Raw genomic sequence first — 19,693 nt, forward strand, 5'->3', positions numbered from 1 at the left:
AATGGGATAGAGAGCTGCGTAGTTCAGCCAAGGCGGGTCAATCCGCTCGAAGTGAAAGCGAAAGGGGAGGGACTGGAAGCCTCCCATGTCATGTAATAGGTGACTATACTTTTACCAGCTATCAGGTAAAATGTGAAATCGTTCCAAAAGCTTAAAATCAAAAATCTACAATACACATATGGCTAGAACACCCAGCGAATATTCCGTGCACCTGCTGCTTGATGGCGGCCACCGCGAAGAAATCCGTTTTGCAACTCTGCCGGATTTTCAACAGTGGTATAAAACCCTGGTTCCCAAACAAGATTCGTCAGAATTTGTCAATGTTCCGATCAAAAATATTCAAGGAGAATACATGGTAGTTCGCCCTTCCAGTATTCTCGCAATTCGCGTAGAACCGCTGTTTAGTTCTAGTCTCGAACGATACGATGAATAATCGACTAGGAAAGTTATCAATTGATTAGGGAAATTTAGAAGTTGAGCAAGATTTTTCGTTATCAGCTATTGGCGATCGCCTGTTGTGTTTTAGCGATCGCATTTTCTGTTCCCGCGATCGCAATTCCGGCGCTGCAACAAATTAGTGTAAGTCAATTACAACCGAGTGAGGTGGAGTCGATCGCCTTTGACGCTCAAATCTGGGGCGAAAATGGCAAGCCGGGGGATAAACAATTGCTGTTAAAGTCGATCGACTACAGCCTCGGTTATCTTAACTCCCAGGCTGCGAAGAGTGCTTACAGTCGCTATCCAGTCTCAGGTATTACGCGCGATCGAGTTCGGCGATCGCTAGCTCGATTCCGCGAATTAGTTGTCAGTTCTACAACTCCAACACAACTCCAGGAATCTGTCAAGCGGGAGTTTGTGTTTTATAAGTCGATCGGCAAAGACAACAAAGGAACAGTTGCATTTACCGGTTATTTCGAGCCAACTTACCAAGCCTCTCGCACGCCTAATTCCGAATACCGTTATCCCCTGTACAAAGCACCGCCAAACCTCGGTTCTTGGCGCAAACCTCACCCAACTAGATTGGAATTGGAAGGTGCGGATGCTTTGCAGGGAAACAAAGGATTGCTGCGGGGATTGGAATTAGTCTGGTTGCGCGATCGCTTCCAAGCATTTCTCGTCCACGTCCAAGGTTCGGCGAAGTTGCAACTAACAGACGGCGGCGTGATGACAGTGGGTTTCGCGGGGAAAACCAGTCAGAGTTATACAGGTGTCGGGCGAGAATTAGTTAAGGACGGCAAGTTTACTTTAGAACAGCTAACATTGCCGAAACTCAACGAATATTTTAGCAAGTTTCCGGCAGATATGGACAAGTATTTGCCGAAGAATCAAAGCTTTGTCTTCTTTCAGGATACTAAAGGTGCACCTGCTACCGGCAGCATTGGAGTGCCCGTAACTGCCGAAAGGTCGATCGCCACCGACAAAGTGCTAATGCCTCCCGGCGCCCTAGCATTAATTAGCACGAAACTGCCCTATCCCAATGCGGCGGGGAAACTCGAACAAAATGCCGTTAATCGGTTTGTTTTGGATCAAGATACGGGCGGTGCAATTAAAGGCGCGGGGAGAGTTGACGTATTTATGGGCACGGGGAACCTGGCGGGCGATCGGGCGGGTTATATCAACTCGACTGGAGAACTGTATTATCCGCTATTAAAGTAGAAAGCGAGTGGCCAGAAACCGGGTTTTTACGAAAAATATTCGCCATCATCGATAGATTAGGAAAAAACCCGGTTTCTTTGATTTTCACGAGTGGCCAGAAACCGGGTTTTTACGAAAAATATTCGCCATCATCGATAGATCAGGAAAAAACCCGGTTATATTCGCCATCATCGATAGATCAGGAAAAAACCCGGTTTCTTTGATTTTCATGAGTACCCAGCAAACCAGACTAAAATAGAAACAACCCCACCCATCCCAACCCGAAAAATGCTAAACAAAATTTGGCAATTCCTCAAACAACTAATCCAGCGCTTATTGGGGAAAACACCTCCACCACCTGCGCCGCCGCCACCCCGCCCCACCCTAACTGACGCGGAATACGAGTCGAAATTCATGGAAATCCTGGAAGGGGTGAATGTCGGCTGGAGTCGAGGGGATGTAGCGGGTTTCTTAATCGCCAAACGCCTGAGAGATAGTGAATTGGCGGCTTGGTTGCGACGGTTTGGGACTGGATTGTTTGAGGGCGAATATGATGACACAGCCCCTACAGATGCGGTGGCTTCGCTTCAGGAATTGGCGCGCAGGCTGGAATTGTTGGGTAGAATTCGCAGCGGGGAATTGTCGGAGGTGGCGGGGGATATTGGGCGGGAGATTTTGACGCGATTTCCGCTGCCGGTGGTTGAGGATGATGCTGGTGGGTATGGGAATGTGATTGAGGCGGTGTTTGTTGGGGATGGTTTGGGTGTTTCTGGGGATGGGAATCGCAGGGATGCGGAGGGTGCGTAGGATTTATATAGCAGGCTAAGAATTTAATAGACTCAGAGCGATCGGCATGATATTCTTAGCAATTAAGCGCCGCATCCGTCGCTAATTTTCACACACTCAAATAAGACGAAAGAGGACTGAAGTCCTCACTACAAACTTAAATCGTAATGGCACAAGTAATCGGCATTGACTTAGGCGGCACCGCAATTAAACTCGGCAGATTTAGCGCAGACGGCGTTTGTCACCAATCCTTAACAGTCCCAACTCCTCAACCCGCTACTCCAGAAGCCGTTTTAGCCGCCATCGCAGATGCTATTTTACAACTGAATCCACAAGAAAATGCTGTATGTGCGATCGGCATTGGCACACCAGGCCCAGCAGACGCAGCAGGCAGAATAGCCCGAGTCGCAATCAACCTCAAAAACTGGCACAACGTCCCCCTAGCTGACTGGTTGGAAGCCAAAACCGGATTGCCGACAATATTAGCAAATGATGCCAATTGTGCCGGATTGGGAGAAGCTTGGTTAGGGGCAGGAAAGCACTTTAAAAACCTGATTTTACTGACATTAGGAACAGGAGTCGGCGGTGCAGTTATCCTAGATGGCAAACTATTTTCAGGCCATCTAGGTGCAGCCGGAGAATTAGGATTAATTTCGATTAATCCCGACGGCCCAGAGTGTAATAGTGGCAATCACGGTTCTTTAGAACAGTACATTTCCGTGCTAGCAATTCGTCGCGATACTGGCTTGGAACCGCTAGAATTAGCCAATTTAGCTAAGTCTGGAGATGCTAAAGCTTTAGAATTTTGGAGAAATTATGGTCGCTATCTCGGTATCGGCTTAGCAAGTCTAATTTATATTTTAACACCAGAAGCTATTATTATCGGTGGCGGAATTAGTGCAGGTGCCGAGTTTTTCTTGCCAGCAGTTCAAACGGAAATTGAGCGGCGCGTGCTGCCGAGTTCTCGGGAAGGTTTGCAGTTATTGGTTGCTGAATTGGGCAATCAAGCAGGTATGGTAGGCGCTGCAAAATTAGCTTGGCAAATCGCTCTTATGACAGTTGACAGTTGACAGTTGACAGTTGACAGTTAGTTGTAGGGGCAGTGCCCCCGTGCCTGCCCTCTTAGCTGACAGTTGACCAATGACTAATGACTAATGACTGATGACCAATGACTAACGACTAATAACTTCTTCATGGCAGAGAGTGCCCAGTTATATTTTTAATATATTCCTGAATTTTTAGATAAGTGTCCGAGTTGCCTTCGCGCATGATAATAATATTAGTAGCGCTGTCAGGCAGGTAAAAGCTGATTAAGCGACCGTTCTGTTCGCTAGCAAAAGAGCTAATTCGACTCAGATCGATCGCAAATTCTTTGCGCTCGTAATTAATTTTAATCCAGGAACCTTTAGAATTGCGATCGACCGTTTTTTTGATGTATTCGAGAATTTGCTTGTAAGCCTCATAATTCCCTTGGGGATTGAGAATAATCGGCAGACTGCTATTCGGCAGCCAAAATGTAATACGCTTGTTATCCGGTTCGCTAGAAAAAGCACTAATAGTGTCAAGGTCAATTATGTATGTATTTTTCTCATAAGTAATTTTGCTCCAGTAAGCCACAACACAAAACCTCCTCAAACCTGCGTTTCCTGGTATTTTAGGATAGTTTGACAACTCATACAATTTTAGATTTTAGATTTTAGATTTTAGATTTTAGAATTGGGAATGACAGATGACTATCGGGGTTTGGATCTTACCTACAGTTGCATTCTTTTGTAAAACTGGTATCACCCTGGAAATCTTAGCTAAAAAGTTAAGTAAAAATTATCAGCATTTTTACCTTCTGCCTTCTCCCTTCTGCGTTCGGGTACTAGCCCCCCAACCCCTGTAAGGGCCGGGAGGTGAGGTTTTTCCGTCGTTGAGAATGCTCCCCGATATCATGTCTGGTAAGTGCAACCCGAATCAAATCCGATTTTTGGGTTGGGCGGGTTTTGTACAGAAATTGTCTGCCCGATTTGAATATTGCGTGTATTCACCCGCCCTACAGACATCCAATATATCAAAACTAATCGATCGCAGATAAGATGAGATCAGGCTCCTGCAAGTTTCCCTGCTACTAAGTCGCGGGCCTCAGCTTCTAAAACATCCTGCTTTCCCTGAGAGCTCGCTGCTTGGATAAACCCCTGAAACAAAGGGTGCGGGGCGCTAGGCCTAGATTGGAATTCGGGGTGAAATTGACTGGCGATGAAAAAGGGATGGTTGGGCAATTCGATCATTTCTACGAGTCGGCCGTCGGGAGATGTGCCGGATACTACATAGCCTGATTCTAAGAAAAGATTGCGGTAGGCATTGTTGAACTCGTATCGGTGGCGATGCCGCTCGTAAATCACTTCTTTTTGATACAGTTTGAAAGCGAGGGTGTCCGGGTTTACACGGCACGGATACAAACCCAGTCGCATCGTACCGCCCAAATCGATTACATCTTGCTGTTCTGGCAATAAATTAATTACTGCATTTGCTGTATCCGGGTTGAATTCAGCGCTGTTGGCATCCTGTAGTTGGGCGGTGTTGCGCGCCCATTCGATCACAGCACACTGCATCCCCAAACACAATCCCAAAAATGGTATTTTATGGTGTTTGGCATATTGAATCGCAGCTATTTTGCCGTCAACTCCCCGAATCCCAAAACCTCCGGGCACAACAATGCCGTTGATATTTTGGAGATAGTTTTCGATGTTTCCCGATTCTAAATCTTCTGAGTTGATCCAGTGCAAATTTAGGTCGCAGCCGATCGAGATTGCCGCGTGCCGCAAAGCTTCCACCACCGAAAGATAAGCATCGTTCAACCGCACGTATTTGCCAACCAAAGCAATCTCAATCTTGTGGCTGGGGCTATACAGCCGTTTGACTAAGGTTTGCCACTGAGTCAAATCGGGTGGCCGCTGTTCGAGTTGCAGCAAATTGATGGTTTGTTCCGCCAAACCTTCCTGTTCCATCATCAGCGGTACTTCGTAGATACTTTTGGCATCTTGAGCTGTGATGACGCATTCTTCGGGTACGTTGCAGAATTCCGACAATTTTTGTTTGAGGCCCAGAGGTAAAGGTCGATCGCACCTACAGACTAAAATATCTGGTTGAATGCCTATAGACCGCAACTCCTTAACCGAGTGCTGAGTCGGTTTAGTCTTCATCTCTCCAGCCGACGGAATCCAAGGTATCAGCGTCACGTGCATATACACAACATTTTGCCGTCCGACAGCCTTGCGAAACTGGCGAATTGCTTCCAAAAACGGTAAAGATTCAATATCTCCCACGGTGCCGCCGATTTCCGTAATCACCACGTCAGGATTAGTATTTTTTGCTACCCGAAAAATACGCTCTTTAATCTCGTTAGTGATGTGGGGAATCACCTGCACCGTGCTCCCTTGATACTCGCCGCGGCGTTCTTTATTGATCACCGCTTGATAAATGGCACCCGTGGTGACACTGTTCAGGCGAGACATGGAAGTATCGGTAAAACGCTCGTAGTGCCCCAAATCCAGGTCAGTTTCCGCACCGTCTTCGGTGACGAATACTTCTCCGTGCTGAAACGGGCTGAGAGTACCAGGGTCAACGTTAATATAGGGGTCTAGCTTCAAAATCGAGACTGAGTAGTCCCTGGACTTCAATAGGCGACCGAGGGAAGAAGCGACAATTCCCTTGCCGATACTGGAAACCACGCCGCCGGTCACAAACACAAATTTGGTCATAGATTTTCGACTTTAGATCTTTCTAGTTAAGAAGGTAACACTCAAATCTAAGAGCTAAAATCCAAAATTGTCCAGCAGGGTTTGAGCCTTTCTCAACTACGGGTGCGGATACGACGAGTCGCCCATTAGCTGAATCGGGCGGTTGGCATGGGTTTGGAGTGCGATCGCCCATTTCCCAACTGTTGATTGTTCCTGAGTTCGCTGTTAGAGACCAAGGGCGAACCAGAAACCAAGGCTTCTTTTATCTCGATCGAGAATATGTCTGCAACTTAGCCATCAAATCTGACACACTGGTCAAATCTAAAACTGCTTCTCCTAAATTCTCTAATTGTTCAGCGGATAACTGACTGATGCGAGTTTGGATCTCCGGCGACAGCGGGCAGACACGGCGCTCCAACAGCGACACAACTAACTGCTGTAACTGCTGCTTTCCTTGTTCGATACCTTGTTCGATACCTTGTTCGATACCTTGTCTGATGCCTTGTTCGATGCCGATTCTGGTCGCTTTGGTAATTGCACCGCGCTGGTCTTGAATGAAAATTTCTCGCCTTTCTAAATCTTCCAATTCATCAGGATCTAGATTGGCTTCATTGGCAATTCCAAAAGCTTTGCGGAGTTCCGGTACATTCCCCAACTCTTCCGGGACAGACCTTAACGTCCGAGCCGTTTTCATGAAATATATCCACTTGTCAGTCAGTGTCTCTAATTCTTCTAATGTTTTGTTAAATTTTGGTAATTCAACAAAAACAAATTCTAACTCTTCGGCTAAATAATCGATTCGATTGTTTTTCTCTTTGATACAAAACCGCGAAATTACTGTTTCGAGATGCTCAAACATTTGGAAATCGGTAATTGTCAGGGCAATTACTGGATTCAATAAATCATAGTTTTCTCCACTTTTTAATTGAACTGAGTAAGCTTTAGTAGCATTATACAGAATCCGCTTTTCAAAGGATTCTACGTTCAATACCTGCATTTCAATTATCACTGTTTTGCTGCCACCAATTTTAGCTTTGACATCCAAATAAGTATTCTTTACTCCTTTGATTTTGGGAGCCAAATAAGGGTCAAGAATTTCTAAGTCTTCGATGACGGGATTTGATTCGTATAGAATGGCATTTAAGAAGCTAATCAAAATGTCTTTGCTGTCAGCAGAGCCGAAGATTTTCTTAAAGGCAAAGTCAGTTTTGGGATTAATGAAACTCATGGTATTTTATTTTTACTAGAGACTGAGAGGTTGAGGTTACAGTTATTTAAGTATCTAACTATTATACAATCTTTTAGGTTGGGTTCGCCCTGCGATCGCCCGAAACAACCTCAATACCGATGCCAGTCCCAGTCTGCCCCTGTGGAGTCAATTATAAAATCTTTAATCTAAAATCTCAAATCCCGTTCAGTCATTTTTCCCAAACAGCTAACCCAGGAACGTTTCGCCAATGGTAAAGTCATGGTAGGTAGAGCACCTCAAGTCTGATAAAAAAATTGCTATGAAGTTTGTCTGCGTTCTATCCCGTCAACGGTTGCTTTCTGGTGGTATCGCATTGATCGCAGCGATCCTCTTCGAGGGCTTCGCTAACGAGTGCGGAGCTATTCTCGCTCCCCATGCGGCGCGGGCAAACACTCCTGGGCAAAATCATTCGTCTCTGTCGCCGAAAATCCTCGCTAGTAACGATGTTAGTTGTAAGGGCGCGCGATCGCCAGAAACTCGCTGTCGAGTCGGCGGTTTGTTCGTCAAAACTCAAAATACGTCTACAGAACAAGTCTTTACTCTCAAGCACACTGAAGTTACAGCTAAAATTGCCGGCAATATCTCCCGCGTCGAAGTTGTTCAAAAATTTGAAAATCCTTTTCCCGAATCTTTAGAAGCTGTTTATGTATTTCCCCTCCCCGATGAAGCGGCGGTGGATGATATGGAAATTAAAATTGGCGATCGCAGGTAGGACTGCGGGTTTGTTGGAACAAGAACGCGATAATATTTTTACTCAGTCTCTGGCTAATATCAAACCCGGAGAAAAGATTGAAGTGACGATTCGCTACACCGAGAGTCTCAAATTTGCCGGGGGCGATTACGAATTTGTGTTTCCCACTGTGGTAGGCCCGCGCTATATTTCGCAAAATACCAGCGATGCCGATCGCATAAACTCGCCTCTCTTGCCTCCGGGTACGCGATCGGGTCGCGATATCGCTGTTTCCGTAGAAATCGATGCCGGAGTTGCGATCGGCGATGTCCGCTCTACTTCCCATCAAATTACCACCGAACGCAATGGCAATATTGTGCGCGTTCAACTCGCCAATTATGACAAAATTCCTAACAAAGATTTAATTCTCCGGTATCGAGTATCAGGGGAAAATACTCGCGCTACAGTCTTGAGTCAAGCCGACCAACGGGGCGGTCATTTTGCGACTTATTTGATTCCGGCATTAAACTACAAAACTAATGAAATTGTACCAAAAGATGTCGTGTTTCTGATGGATACTTCCGGTTCTCAACAGGGCGAACCGCTAGCAAAATCTAAAGAGTTGATGCGCCGCTTCATTCAAGGACTCAATCCCAAGGATACTTTTACTATTATTGATTTTGCCAACACGGCGCAAGCGCTGTCCGCTACTCCTTTAGCGAATACTGCCCAAAATCGACAAAGCGCAATTAATTATATCGATCGGTTGCAAGCTAACGGCGGCACAGAACTGCTCAACGGCATTCAAGCCGTGATGAAGTTTCCGGCTGCACCAACCGAAAGGCTGCGGAGTATTGTACTAATTACTGACGGTTATATTGGCAATGAAAAAGAAGTTTTGGCTCTGGTGCAGCAGAGTATAAAACCGGGCAATCGACTTTACAGTTTTGGTGTCGGCAGTTCGGTGAATCGGTTTTTGCTCAACCGTTTAGCCCAAGTTGGTAGAGGCACGTCTCAAGTAATTCGTCAAGATGAACCTTCGGCGGAAGCTGCTGAAAAGTTTTTCCGTCAAATTAACAGTCCGGTATTGACTAATATTGAAATTAGTTGGGAAGGAATGGGCGAAAAACCGGAGATTTATCCGATCGCGCCCCCAGACTTATTTACCAGTCAGCCGCTGGTGTTGTTTGGCAAAAAGAGCGATCGAACTAACGGCCAACTCCGCATCCGCGGCACTCAAGCGGGCGGCAAAGCTTACGAGCAAATTTTACCTGTTAATTTTGCTCAATCTGGAGGGAGACAACGGGAGTCAACTTCAGCCGCAGCAATTGTTACAGATTTTGGCAATCCGGCGGTAGCTCAACTTTGGGGGCGATCGCGCATTAAAGATTTAATGAATCAAATGTTTGGTGGCGAGACTCCTTCTTTGGTGGAAGCTGTGACTAATACAGCTTTGGCTTATCGCTTGCTGTCGGAATACACGGCTTTTGTGGCTGTGAGCGAAGAAGTGCGAGTCGAACCTGATGGTGCTCGGCGCCGCGTGCAAGTGCCGGTGGAATTGCCGCAGGGTGTCAGCTATGAAGGTATTGTCCAGGCCGACGAGCGCGAGCAAACTAGAGGTGGCACTCGCAGCGCCAGCTCGACTCGCGGTGTTTCACCGCCAGCCCCAGCTCCTCTCCCGCGACAAGCTCCTGACAGCCAACGATCGCGCCAGCAGCAGATTGCTGCTCGCTTGCAAGTAGTCAGCGCTTCCGGATTGGATGCTGGGGCGATCGCATCTCTGAATCAATACCTGCGATCTGTTAATCTCCCAGCGGCGGTTAGTGGCGAGACGGTATGGGATTTATCCGTACAAGACGGCCGTGTTGCGAAAGTGGCCATCGACACTCAAACCTCGACGCTGCAAGCAACAGACGCCCTTGAGAGTATCAAGGCAGCCTTGAACTCCTGGCAACCTCCCGCAGGATTCAAGGGCACGCTGAGGCTGAAATTGCGGATTAATGCCGATCGTTAAGGAATGACTATCTATGTCACGAAACATTAACTTTTAAGTCAAAAGTACCGAAATGGCGATCGTCACCGAGAGAACAATATAAAATCTTTATTAAGAGATCGCGTTTGAACAGAAAGTGATGCTAACAGAAGTTATACAGTTTGATGCCAACGCTGAAACAGTCTAATTTTTGTAACAGTATAATTTCTGAAACAACCCTAAGAGTAAAGATTTCTCGATCGAACCCCCCCAATCAGAGAAGGTATCACGCCCTATGGAAGTTAGCGAACTGCTCAACAATTACGAAAAAGGACAAAGAGACTTTGCTGGAGCCGATCTGAGCGGGGCAAACCTCAGCGGAGCAATCTTAATCGGAGTCAACCTTTCGCGCGCTAATCTTTCAGGAGCGAACCTCAGCAGAGCGTTTCTCACCAAAGCAACCCTCAAAGGCGCACTGATGCAAAGAACAAATCTGAGTTTTGCCAAAATGGGCGAAACCAAACTCTCAGGCGCAGATTTGACAAAAGCTAATTTGAGCGGAGCTTTTTTGGTCAAAGCAAAAATGCCCAGGGTAAAGTTAAGCGGCGCAACTTTAACCGGCGCCAACCTGCGGAGTGCTGTGTTGTGGAATGCCAATTTGTGCAGCGCCGACTTGCAATTAGTTAACTTGCTGGGCGCGAACCTCACCGGAGCTAATTTTAAATGGGCAAACCTTTACGGTGCCAAGCTCAACAGTGCAAAACTTTTTGGTGCTCAATTAACTGGAGTCAGCCTGCGGCGAGCGCAGTTGACAGGCGTGAATCTCTGTGGTGCAGATTTGAGCGGAGTCAACGTCAGCGAAGCTAAATTGATGGGAGCTAATTTGGAAGGCTCGAATTTGGCGGGAGCGAATTTCAGCGCGGCTCAGTTGCGGGGAGTGAAGTTGGCGGGAGCAAACTTAACCGGCGCTAAGTTTAGGGGAAGTTGTTTGAAAGGGGCAAATTTGAATTGGGCAAAGCTGTGTCAAGCAGATTTGATGGCGGCCGATTTGAGCGAGGCGACGTTAATAGGAGCTAATTTAGATAATGCTTTGTTGGCGGGAGCTATTTTGCCGGAATCTACTAGGCGCTACTTTTCCTTAGCTGGGGCGTGCAAAGTCAATTCTTGGGAAGTTACGGAAGTTAAGAATGGGTGATTGTTCAGTTGACAGTTGACAGTTGACAGTTGACAGTTGACAGATGAAGGCGACCTCTACCTCTAAGGAAGAGGATTGGGGTAATGAATTATCTTCTTTTATCTTTTAATTTATCCTGATCGGGGAGAGGCTTTAAACCATTTTTTTATGGTAATTTGTAATTTGTAATCGGTAATTTGTAATTTGTAATATCAAATCTGTTAACATCTGATCTAAAATCCTTATGAGTGTTAATTTTGGGGTGGTGCTGGTAACTGCTGAATCGGAGGCGGAGGCGGAAAATATCGCTAAATCTCTAGTTGAACACAGGCTGGCTGCTTGTGTAAGTTTGTCTCCGATTCGCTCTATTTATACTTGGCAAGGCGAGATTCATTCGGAATCGGAGTGGCAGTTGGTGATTAAAACAGATTTGGCTAAATTTGAGGCTTTAAAAATAAAAGTTCAGGAACTCCATTCCTATGAAGTTCCCGAAATTATTGCGATTCCCATTATTGCTGCCAGTGAGGCTTATCTCGATTGGATTGCACAATCTTTAGGTTCGTAGCGAGGACGAAGACTCCTAATTTATCCACGCATCAAGACGGACTGAAGTCCGCACTACAAACGAAAAAATAAAGGTTCGTAGTCAGGACTTTAGTCGTTGATTATCCACGCATCAAGACGGACTGAAGTCCGCACTACAAACGAAAAAACAAAGGTTCGTAGTGAGGACTTTAGTCCTGCATTATCCACGCAGCACAAAAACGGACTGAAGGGGAGCATCTCATTTTTGCAAAAAGCATTTTTTTTACAGTGCGAGCGTCCCCTTTTTTTACAGTGCGAGCGTCCCCTTTTTTTACAGTGCGAGCGTCCCCTTTTTTTACAGTGCGAGCGGGGACGCTCGCGTGCTATACAAAGCACGCGAGCGGGGACGCTCGCACTACAAATGCAAAACTGAAATGCTCCCGACTGAAGTCCTTACTACAAACGATCGCAAACCTACTAATTTTGACTGCTAGGGCCGATGACGCCGACTTTGTGGCGAAAACTTAGTTCGCCACCGAACCAGCCTGTAACGCCCAGCAAACTTGCAACGACGATCGACAAAACTAAACCTGTAAAGACGATCGGCTCAGCCGGATTTCCTTGTCGCAACACCAGGTTAATCAGGGAAAGTACCATAGCCGCCACATTCCCGCCCATGTGCAACCACCCGGCACTGCGATCGCGCACTCTTTTAATTCTTGCAAAATCTAAAAAGCCCGTGATTGCGGCCAAAATCCCCGCAGCAAAACCTGCACCAATTAGCCAAACCGAAGCTCTTGCCCAAAACGGATCGCTTGTCAGCCAATAACCGATATCCGTGCCCGCGGCCCCGACTAAAAAGGCTACCGGAAAAGTGACGATTACGGGGTGAAGGGGATGGCCTGCAACTGAAACTGTACTGGTAATGCCGGCATCGCGATACTCTCTGTCGTCACTTTCTAGAATCGGTGGAACATTCGGAAAGGGCGTACTATTTCTTTGATTTGTTTCCATGATTTCTACCGATAAATTTTGTACAAACCAGTTTTTATTGGATTGAACTTAATCCCAAATGCGATCGCCATTTTCGTCAACACGCGCCTGCCGGATTACATCAGAAATTTCCTCGGCGTCTTTGACGTGGTGCAAAGCTTTCTTTTCCCCGTCCGGTTCATCTACGATGAAATAAGTGGGAACTGTAACTGTATCTCCCGTGATGTCTGGCACGTGGTCAACTGCTAATTGCTGAGCTTTTTCTTCGATGCTTTGCGGTTCGTCGGAAATGCGATCGCCCGGATTGACAGTGCGGCGCATATCTTTGCCCGGTTTGTCGATACTCATAAAACCTCTCTGGTGTTTCTAATTTTTGCTGCTTCTAATTGCTACTATTGAACGAAAAATCTCCGGTTGCGAGCATCTCCCAAGGGGTGGAAGTTTCTGTTAGGGCGATCGCACCTCAGCTCTTTCTGTAGGTAGATCATTTTTTCAACTAGGGAAACGGCAATGCGGTGTCCTCATCCCCGCACCGGACACGGCAATGCCCTGTCCCTACTTATCAAGAAATTGCTATAAAATCGAAGAATTCGTGAATCCTTCCCTGTGAATTGCCCATGATGAAAAATTACGACTGGATTGTTGTCGGCGGCGGGATTACTGGTGCAGCGCTGAGTTACGAACTCGCAAAAAAAGGTTTTGCTGTGTTGCTTTTAGAACGAGATGCTACCATGCAAAATGCTACTCGTTTTAGTTACGGCGGCTTGGCTTATTGGTCGGGTACGACTGATTTAACTCGGCAATTGTGTGCAGAAGGTATCGAACGTCACCGCAATTTATCGGCGGAATTAGATAGCAATACGGAGTTTCGCGAGTTGGATTTGTTGCTGACAATTGATGCGGGAGTTGAGCCAGAAAAAGTCGCGGCTAATTACGCACACTTTGCGATTCCTCCCCAGCTTGTGAGCGTTACAGAAGCTGGCGAGTTGGAACCTTTGCTGAACAAAAGTGCGATCGCCGGAGCTCTAACTGTCCGTCACGGTCATATTTCGCCGACTGCCACAAATCAAGCTTATTGTCAAGGATTTTTGCGGTTGGGAGGAATTAGAGAAATTGCGGAAGTAACTGGTTTAATAGCAGAAGGAAATCGGATTTCGGGTGTCAAGACGGTAGGCGAAAGTTATGCCTGTAAAAATGCGGTAATTTGTGCTGGAGGTTGGAGTCGTAGTTTGCTAAAAACGGCGGGTATTTCTGTGGGAGTTTATTTTAGTCGTGCTGAGATTTTGGAGACGGCACCTGTGGATTTGAAACTCAGGACTTTGGTGATGCCCGCACTATTAAAACGTTTTGAATTGGAAGCACAATCTAGTAAAATTGAGGTAGATTTTCTTTGGGACGAACCGGGTAAGGAGTTGTTACCGCCGATTTTAGATTCGGGTGCAATTCAATTTAATGACGGGAGTTTGCGGATCGGCCAATTGTCTCGCACTTTGAGCGATTTGAACGCGAAAGTCGATCGCAAAACCAGCGAAACCGCAATTCGTGCAGGTATCGGCAAGGTTTTGCCAGATGCGGCAGATTTACCGGCAGCTTGGCACGATTGTATTGTGGCATTTAGCGCTGATAGGTTTCCCGTAGTGGGGGAAATTCGCGATCGCCCTGGATTGCACGTTTTTTCTGGTTTGAGCAATCCGTTGGCGATCGTACCTGCTTTGGCTGAGCGATTTGCTAATAGGGCGGCGGAAGAAAAAGATTGGGCGATCGAGATTTTATCTCCGGATAGATTTGCTGAAAAATGACCGCCATCAACCTGTTTGTAGTGAGGACTTTAGTCCTCATAAAAATCAGAGGACTAAAGTCCTCACTACAAACCAATTTAATTGTGGGTAATTGACCGGACATAATATGACTAATGACCAATAACTAAAAAAGGCAGCGCCACAATAAATGTAGTACCTTTACCGATCGCACTTTCCACACTTATTGTACCGCCATGCAGGTCAACTATGTGTTTGACAATGCAGAGTCCCAAACCCGAACCTTTAATCTTGCCTACATTCGCACCTCGTTCAAACTGCTGAAAGAGTTTTTCTTCATATCCCGCTGTCATCCCAATTCCCTCATCTCGAACGCAAAATATTATTTGCTGGTTTTCGCAGCTTAATTCTAAACTAATAGAACCGCCATTGGGAGAATATTTTATAGCGTTTGAAAGCAAATTAGTCAGCAATTGGTGCAGCAGTTTTGTGTCAAGATTGGCGTGGAGTGGCTCTGTTTGGGCGAGGAAAGTTACAAGGTGTTTGTCGGTGACGATCGGTTGCAGTTCTTCTAAAATAGATGTGCAGAACTCTGTCACATTTAGCTCATTTAAATTCAAGGAAAGTTTGCCTGCTTCTGCTTTGCTGAGCATTAAAATATCGTCCAGCAATTCACTCATATTGCTGACGGCTTTTTTAATGCGATTGACATTTTTATTTGTTGTTCCTGGCGATATTTTCAAATCACTATCTTCCAGCATTTCAGCCGAGAGCTGTATGGTAGTCAAAGGAGTGTTTAAATCGTGGTATGCCATTGAAACAAATCGCGTTCTATTTTCGCTTTTCGCTGCTGCTAGTGCCATGAGTTTTTGCATTTCAACGGCTTCTTGATGTTTGCTCAGCGCTATCTTGATGGTAGCGTGCATTTCTCTTTCTTTAAACGGTTTGAGGAGGTAGCCATAAGAACCAGTATTTTCTGCTCGCTGCAAAGTTTCGTCGTCGGCATAAGCAGTTGTATAGATAATGGGGATATCTAATTGTTGATGAATTATTGCTGCTGTTGCTATGCCGTCAATCTCGCCTTTGATTACTATATCCATTAAAATTAAATCTGGTTTGAGTTCGCCTGCGCGATGGATGGCATCGGCTCCTGAAGAAACAACATCGGCGATTTTATATCCAAATTTTTCTAATCTTTGAGATAAGTTCTTAGCGATCAATAGCTCGTCTTCTACAATTAAAATATTAATATTATTAATTTTTTGCTCTGGAAAATTCATGATTTTAGAACCTTTGCGAGTAAATTAACTCGTTAAATACTAAGTGAAAGGCTGTGCCGATTTCTCTTGACATTTCGATGGTTCCTTCTAACTGCTCGGTTAAAGTACAGACAACTTGAAAGCCCATCGAGTTAGTTTTCCTAAAATCTATGTTTTCAGGAAAGCCAATCCCGTTGTCCTTAACGAAGAGGTGGATTTCCCGATCGCCAGTCTGATAGCATTGTACACTAACTGTACCGCTCGTATCGTGAGGAAAAGCGTGTTTCAGGGTATTTGAAACCAATTCATTAGCAATTAAGCCGCAGGGAGTAGCAGTCTCAATATTTAGGGAGATTTGTTCAGCTAATACCTGCAACTGAATGCGGTTGTCACTTATATTGTAAGACTGAAACAAGTTACTGACCAAATCTTCTAGATATTCGCCAAAATTAATTTTTGCCAGGTTAGTCGATCGGTACAGTTTCTCGTGAATCAGAGCCATAGAGTACAGGCGGTTCTGACTTTCTTCAAACATTTTGGCTATTTGGGGGTCGGCAACCGTGTTAGATTGCAATTCTAACAGGCTGGCAACTACGCAGAGGTTGTTTTTAACGCGGTGGTGAATCTCTTTGAGCAAAATCTCTTTCTCTTTGAGGGAGTTTTTCAAATTTGCCTCCGCTTGGAAGCGATCGCTCAGTTCAGCTTGCAGTTGCTGGTAAAGTAGAGATTGCTGAATGGCGATCGCCAATTGATTCACCAACTGCTGAAATAAATTCATTTCCCATTCTTGCCACTCCCGGGGCCCATCGCACTGGTGCGCGATTAGCAATCCCCAAAGTTGGCTGTGCTGAATAATTGGGACTGCTAACTTAGCCCTAACTTCAATTTGTTGCAGAAATTCCATCATACAAGGTGTAATGGAGGGGTCATCTAGCTCGGAAATTGCACAAATTCGTCCTTGCAAATAAAGCTGATAACATTCGGTAGGAAAAACCTCTCGGCCAAAAAATCTATCTATCAGCCGACTGCATCCTTCTACCACCGCTTCAGCAATGACTCGACCGCCAATTTCGGGTAAAATTTGATATACCAAAACTCGATCGACTAACAAGACTTGCTGGAGTTCGGCAACCGTGGTGTTAAGAATTTCCTCTAATTGCAAAGATTGGCGGACGCGACGGGCGATCGCCTCCACCAGCCGTTCTTGCTCAAACTGCTGCCGCAAAGCTATTTCAGCGCATTTAGAATTGCTGATATCGGCGGCGTAACCAATAATTTCGATCGGAATGCCCCTGCTGTCAACCAATAGTTTCAGTTCTGTCCGCAGCCAGCGATACATTCCATTTTTATGCAAAAAGCGGTACTCGTAAATGCAATTTTTACCCTCAGACAAAGCACAAAAATTTACTATAAATTGTGGCAGATCTTCAGCGTGAATCCTGCCCGACCAAAAGTTAGAATCTGCTAACACTTCTTGCGGCTCGTAGCCAACGATTGTCTGAACGTTGTCGCTGATGTAAGTAATACAAAATTTCCCCGCCGCAGCGGCAGTAAAAATTACCGCAGGATTAGAAGCAAGTAAAAATTGCAGGCGTTCTTTTAACTGCTGCAATTCCATTTCTGCTCGCTTGCGGTAACTGATATCTTCGATCGCCGCCATGCTGTAGAGAGGAAGGCCCTCGCCATCCCGAATCAGCGTCACCGTCATGTTTGCCCACATCAGCTCGCCATTTTTCTTAATCAGGCGTTTTTCCATTTGAAAGCGAGGAATATTGCCCTCGACCAACTGCTTGACTTGCTCGACATCTGCTGGTAAATCTTCCTGGTGGGTGACATCAGCGAAACTCATTACCGCCCAATCCTTATCGCTGTAGCCCAACATCTGGCGGTAAGCTTCATTCACCTCGATCGTGCGGTAATCGTGCACGCTTGCCAAACCGATCGCAATTGGAGCATCGTCAAACAAATTGCGAAACTTTTCCTCACTCTTTTGCAGTGCAGCTTCTGCCTGTTTGCGAGCAGTAATGTCTCGCGCTACCCACATCACCCGATCGACTCCCAGCGGCGAAATACTGCCATCAAACCAGATTAACTTGCCCTCAATTTCCATGCTGTATTCAACTCTGTGGGTTTGTCCAGATGCCAAGGTTTGGCGAATGTGGCCGAGGGCAAAATTAGCTTCGGCTTCTGGGAAGATTTCGGCGAGGGTTTTGCCTAGCACTTCATTAGCCCGTTTGTACAGCAATTGGGGAGGCGTGGGGGCGACTTTGAGGTAGCGGCCGCTGGCGTCGAAAACTAGCACGATATCCGTCATGCCATTAAACAGCGCCAGCAGTTCAGCTTCCGAGTTTTGCAGTTTTTCTGCGGTCAATTTGCGATCGGTAATGTCGGTGTCAGTCCCGATCAGTCGGTAGGTTTTGCCGTCGGGCGATCGAACCGCAGTCCCGCGGGCAAACATCCAGCAGTTGCTACCGTCTTTGCGGAGCATCCGGTGTTCGACTTCAAAAATTTCTGTCACACCCTCTAGATAAGCAGAGACTGCTCCCCCGACGGCAACTCGATCGTCCGGGTGAACCAGAGATCCCCAATGTTCCATGCAGTTGGGAATCTCTGCGTCTTGATAGCCCAACAAAGCTTTTAAAGACGGATCGACGTAGATTTCGTCGGTTTCCAAATTCCAGTCCCAAACCCCCACTTTGCCCGCCGATACTGCCAGTTCGTAAAATTTAGTGCGCTGCTGGACTCGCAGTTCTAACTCTGCATTGAGTTGCTGCAAAGCGATTTCTGCTTGTTTGCGATCGGTGACATCCCGACCGGCAGCTTGATACTCCACAATTTCTCCGTTTGCATCGAAGATAGCCCGATCGATCCACTGCTGCCAACGAATTTCCCCGCTCGGCAAAATTACTCGGTGTTCGCAAGTAAACACAGGCTTTTCCGCAGACAGAGAAGCATATTGTTCTTGAAAAATTTCTCGGTCTACTTCTGGGATCAGTGGCATAAAACTGTTACCGAGCAAGTCTTCTGGTTGCACGCCGAAATAGCGACAGTAAGCTTGATTGACAAATGTGAATTTGCCGTCGGGGAGGTAGCGGCAAATCAGTTCGCTTTGGTCTTGCACAATCGCCCGGTAGCGCGCCTCGCTCTCCCGCAGGGCATTTTCGGCGTTTTGGCGATCGCTGACTTGTTTTTCGATTTCTGACTTACTTTCTAAGAGTTCACACTGTTTTTGCTGAAGTTTGACAACTTCTTGCTGCAACATTTTAACGAGGCTGTAAATTTCTGGGTGAATCCTTTCTGCGGTGACTAAACCTACTGGCTGACCCCGTTCATCTACAATTGGCAAACAATCGATCGAGTATTGACAAAATAGCTTAAATGCGGTAAAAATATCTGTAAATTCTGATTCTTTTAAGACAACTAAATTCCGCGTCATGGCGACGGAAACTTTCATTTCTTGCCATCCGTATGTGGTGGCTAAGTTCAGCAGATCTGCCAACCTTAGCAATCCGACTAGCTGATTTTCCTCGACCACTAAGATGCAACTAATTGATGCTGTTACCGTTTCGTTTGAGTGTGCAGGTGAATTCGGTAGCGGACAAGCGTCCATCGCCAGACGGATTAGGGCGATCGCATCTGGGAGGGAAGTTGAGGGCGAAACTGTCACAGGATGGCGATCGACAAATTCTAAGGGCGATCGTAAATTTACCGACAAATTAGCAAGTTCCATAAATCTTGGTCAAAAAGTATTCCTAATTAACTTTAGCAACACTTTTAGTCATCAGCTTGACGACTAATCACTGATGACTGATGACTGATGACTAATGACTGATGACTGCTGACTGCTGACTGCTGACTCCTGTTCGCGAGTTATATGAGTTGGGAGTATCTCAGTTTTCATTTATAGTGCTGTCCCCGCTCGCGTATTCTACAATACGCGAGCTCTTG

At 46.1% G+C, this 19,693-nt stretch carries 14 protein-coding genes and 1 pseudogene; 8 read left to right on the forward strand and 7 right to left on the reverse strand.

Features of this window, described 5'->3' with window-relative positions; translation table 11 throughout:
* Positions 1-178 precede the first annotated feature (178 nt).
* From JGK20_RS27215 to JGK20_RS27230, 4 genes are all read left to right on the forward strand, one after another.
* Positions 179-433 carry a hypothetical protein gene (locus tag JGK20_RS27215; RefSeq protein ID WP_293232801.1) on the forward strand — a complete coding sequence of 85 codons (255 nt, stop codon included), beginning with the start codon at positions 179-181 and terminating at the stop codon, positions 431-433.
* 41 nt (positions 434-474) lie between these two features.
* Positions 475-1,656, forward strand: a complete 1,182-nt coding sequence (locus tag JGK20_RS27220) for an MltA domain-containing protein (RefSeq protein ID WP_293232803.1) — start codon at positions 475-477, stop codon at positions 1,654-1,656.
* 267 nt (positions 1,657-1,923) lie between these two features.
* Positions 1,924-2,442 carry a hypothetical protein gene (locus JGK20_RS27225; RefSeq protein WP_293185770.1) on the forward strand — a complete coding sequence of 173 codons (519 nt, stop codon included), beginning with the start codon at positions 1,924-1,926 and terminating at the stop codon, positions 2,440-2,442.
* A gap of 146 nt (positions 2,443-2,588) precedes the next feature.
* A complete protein-coding gene (locus tag JGK20_RS27230; RefSeq protein WP_293185771.1) occupies positions 2,589-3,491 on the forward strand; it encodes an ROK family protein in 903 nt (300 codons plus the stop codon).
* 121 nt (positions 3,492-3,612) lie between these two features.
* Here the strand turns inward: JGK20_RS27230 and JGK20_RS27235 are convergent, their stop codons facing one another.
* The 3 genes from JGK20_RS27235 to JGK20_RS27245 all read right to left on the reverse strand — a co-directional run bounded on the left by JGK20_RS27235 (position 3,613) and on the right by JGK20_RS27245 (position 7,374).
* Positions 3,613-4,038, reverse strand: coding sequence for a hypothetical protein (locus tag JGK20_RS27235; protein ID WP_293185772.1), 426 nt, complete (start codon positions 4,036-4,038; stop codon positions 3,613-3,615).
* Positions 4,039-4,508: 470 nt separating this feature from the next.
* A complete protein-coding gene (locus tag JGK20_RS27240; RefSeq protein WP_293213707.1) occupies positions 4,509-6,167 on the reverse strand; it encodes a CTP synthase in 1,659 nt (552 codons plus the stop codon).
* A 241-nt stretch (positions 6,168-6,408) separates the two neighbouring features.
* Positions 6,409-7,374 carry an Rpn family recombination-promoting nuclease/putative transposase gene (locus tag JGK20_RS27245; protein WP_293185775.1) on the reverse strand — a complete coding sequence of 322 codons (966 nt, stop codon included), beginning with the start codon at positions 7,372-7,374 and terminating at the stop codon, positions 6,409-6,411.
* A gap of 280 nt (positions 7,375-7,654) precedes the next feature.
* Between JGK20_RS27245 and JGK20_RS27250 the strand changes: the two are divergent.
* The 3 genes and pseudogenes from JGK20_RS27250 to cutA all read left to right on the forward strand — a co-directional run bounded on the left by JGK20_RS27250 (position 7,655) and on the right by cutA (position 11,776).
* Positions 7,655-10,079: pseudogene (locus tag JGK20_RS27250) on the forward strand (after-VIT domain-containing protein).
* Between the two features lie 253 nt (positions 10,080-10,332).
* Positions 10,333-11,232: a pentapeptide repeat-containing protein gene (locus tag JGK20_RS27255; RefSeq protein WP_293185778.1), complete on the forward strand. Its 900-nt coding sequence runs from the start codon at positions 10,333-10,335 to the stop codon at positions 11,230-11,232.
* 223 nt (positions 11,233-11,455) lie between these two features.
* The gene (cutA, locus tag JGK20_RS27260) at positions 11,456-11,776 is read left to right on the forward strand and encodes a divalent-cation tolerance protein CutA (protein ID WP_293185780.1); all 321 of its coding nucleotides are present in this window, start codon (positions 11,456-11,458) and stop codon (positions 11,774-11,776) included.
* Positions 11,777-12,213: 437 nt separating this feature from the next.
* Here the strand turns inward: cutA and JGK20_RS27265 are convergent, their stop codons facing one another.
* Together JGK20_RS27265 and JGK20_RS27270 are read right to left on the reverse strand one after the other, a co-directional pair.
* Positions 12,214-12,750 (reverse strand): DUF2231 domain-containing protein, encoded by a 537-nt coding sequence (locus JGK20_RS27265; RefSeq protein ID WP_293185781.1) that lies wholly within the window; start codon positions 12,748-12,750, stop codon positions 12,214-12,216.
* A gap of 48 nt (positions 12,751-12,798) precedes the next feature.
* The gene (locus JGK20_RS27270) at positions 12,799-13,077 is read right to left on the reverse strand and encodes a hypothetical protein (protein WP_293185782.1); all 279 of its coding nucleotides are present in this window, start codon (positions 13,075-13,077) and stop codon (positions 12,799-12,801) included.
* A 269-nt stretch (positions 13,078-13,346) separates the two neighbouring features.
* On the opposite strand from JGK20_RS27270, the gene JGK20_RS27275 reads away from it, so the two are divergent.
* A complete protein-coding gene (locus JGK20_RS27275) occupies positions 13,347-14,528 on the forward strand; it encodes an FAD-binding oxidoreductase (protein ID WP_366039549.1) in 1,182 nt (393 codons plus the stop codon).
* 110 nt (positions 14,529-14,638) lie between these two features.
* Here JGK20_RS27275 and JGK20_RS27280 read toward each other — a convergent pair whose 3' ends face one another.
* Together JGK20_RS27280 and JGK20_RS27285 are read right to left on the reverse strand one after the other, a co-directional pair.
* Positions 14,639-15,766, reverse strand: coding sequence for an ATP-binding protein (locus tag JGK20_RS27280; RefSeq protein WP_293185783.1), 1,128 nt, complete (start codon positions 15,764-15,766; stop codon positions 14,639-14,641).
* A 4-nt stretch (positions 15,767-15,770) separates the two neighbouring features.
* Entirely contained in the window at positions 15,771-19,475 is a 3,705-nt protein-coding gene (locus JGK20_RS27285) for a PAS domain S-box protein (protein ID WP_293232804.1), read from the reverse strand.
* Positions 19,476-19,693: the final 218 nt, after the last annotated feature.

Source organism: Microcoleus sp. PH2017_05_CCC_O_A, from assembly GCF_020738785.1.
GTDB lineage: Bacteria > Cyanobacteriota > Cyanobacteriia > Cyanobacteriales > Microcoleaceae > Microcoleus.

Bases quoted from the DNA above. Each gene is read 5' to 3' on its own strand.
- JGK20_RS27265 (WP_293185781.1), bottom strand. From the start codon at position 12,750: ATGGAAACAAATCAAAGAAATAGTACGCCCTTTCCGAATGTTCCACCG.
- JGK20_RS27255 (WP_293185778.1), top strand. From the start codon at position 10,333: ATGGAAGTTAGCGAACTGCTCAACAATTACGAAAAAGGACAAAGAGAC.
- JGK20_RS27280 (WP_293185783.1), bottom strand. From the start codon at position 15,766: ATGAATTTTCCAGAGCAAAAAATTAATAATATTAATATTTTAATTGTA.
- JGK20_RS27270 (WP_293185782.1), bottom strand. From the start codon at position 13,077: ATGAGTATCGACAAACCGGGCAAAGATATGCGCCGCACTGTCAATCCG.
- JGK20_RS27215 (WP_293232801.1), top strand. From the start codon at position 179: ATGGCTAGAACACCCAGCGAATATTCCGTGCACCTGCTGCTTGATGGC.
- JGK20_RS27230 (WP_293185771.1), top strand. From the start codon at position 2,589: ATGGCACAAGTAATCGGCATTGACTTAGGCGGCACCGCAATTAAACTC.
- JGK20_RS27245 (WP_293185775.1), bottom strand. From the start codon at position 7,374: ATGAGTTTCATTAATCCCAAAACTGACTTTGCCTTTAAGAAAATCTTC.
- JGK20_RS27275 (WP_366039549.1), top strand. From the start codon at position 13,347: ATGATGAAAAATTACGACTGGATTGTTGTCGGCGGCGGGATTACTGGT.
- JGK20_RS27285 (WP_293232804.1), bottom strand. From the start codon at position 19,475: ATGGAACTTGCTAATTTGTCGGTAAATTTACGATCGCCCTTAGAATTT.
- JGK20_RS27240 (WP_293213707.1), bottom strand. From the start codon at position 6,167: ATGACCAAATTTGTGTTTGTGACCGGCGGCGTGGTTTCCAGTATCGGC.
- cutA (WP_293185780.1), top strand. From the start codon at position 11,456: ATGAGTGTTAATTTTGGGGTGGTGCTGGTAACTGCTGAATCGGAGGCG.
- JGK20_RS27225 (WP_293185770.1), top strand. From the start codon at position 1,924: ATGCTAAACAAAATTTGGCAATTCCTCAAACAACTAATCCAGCGCTTA.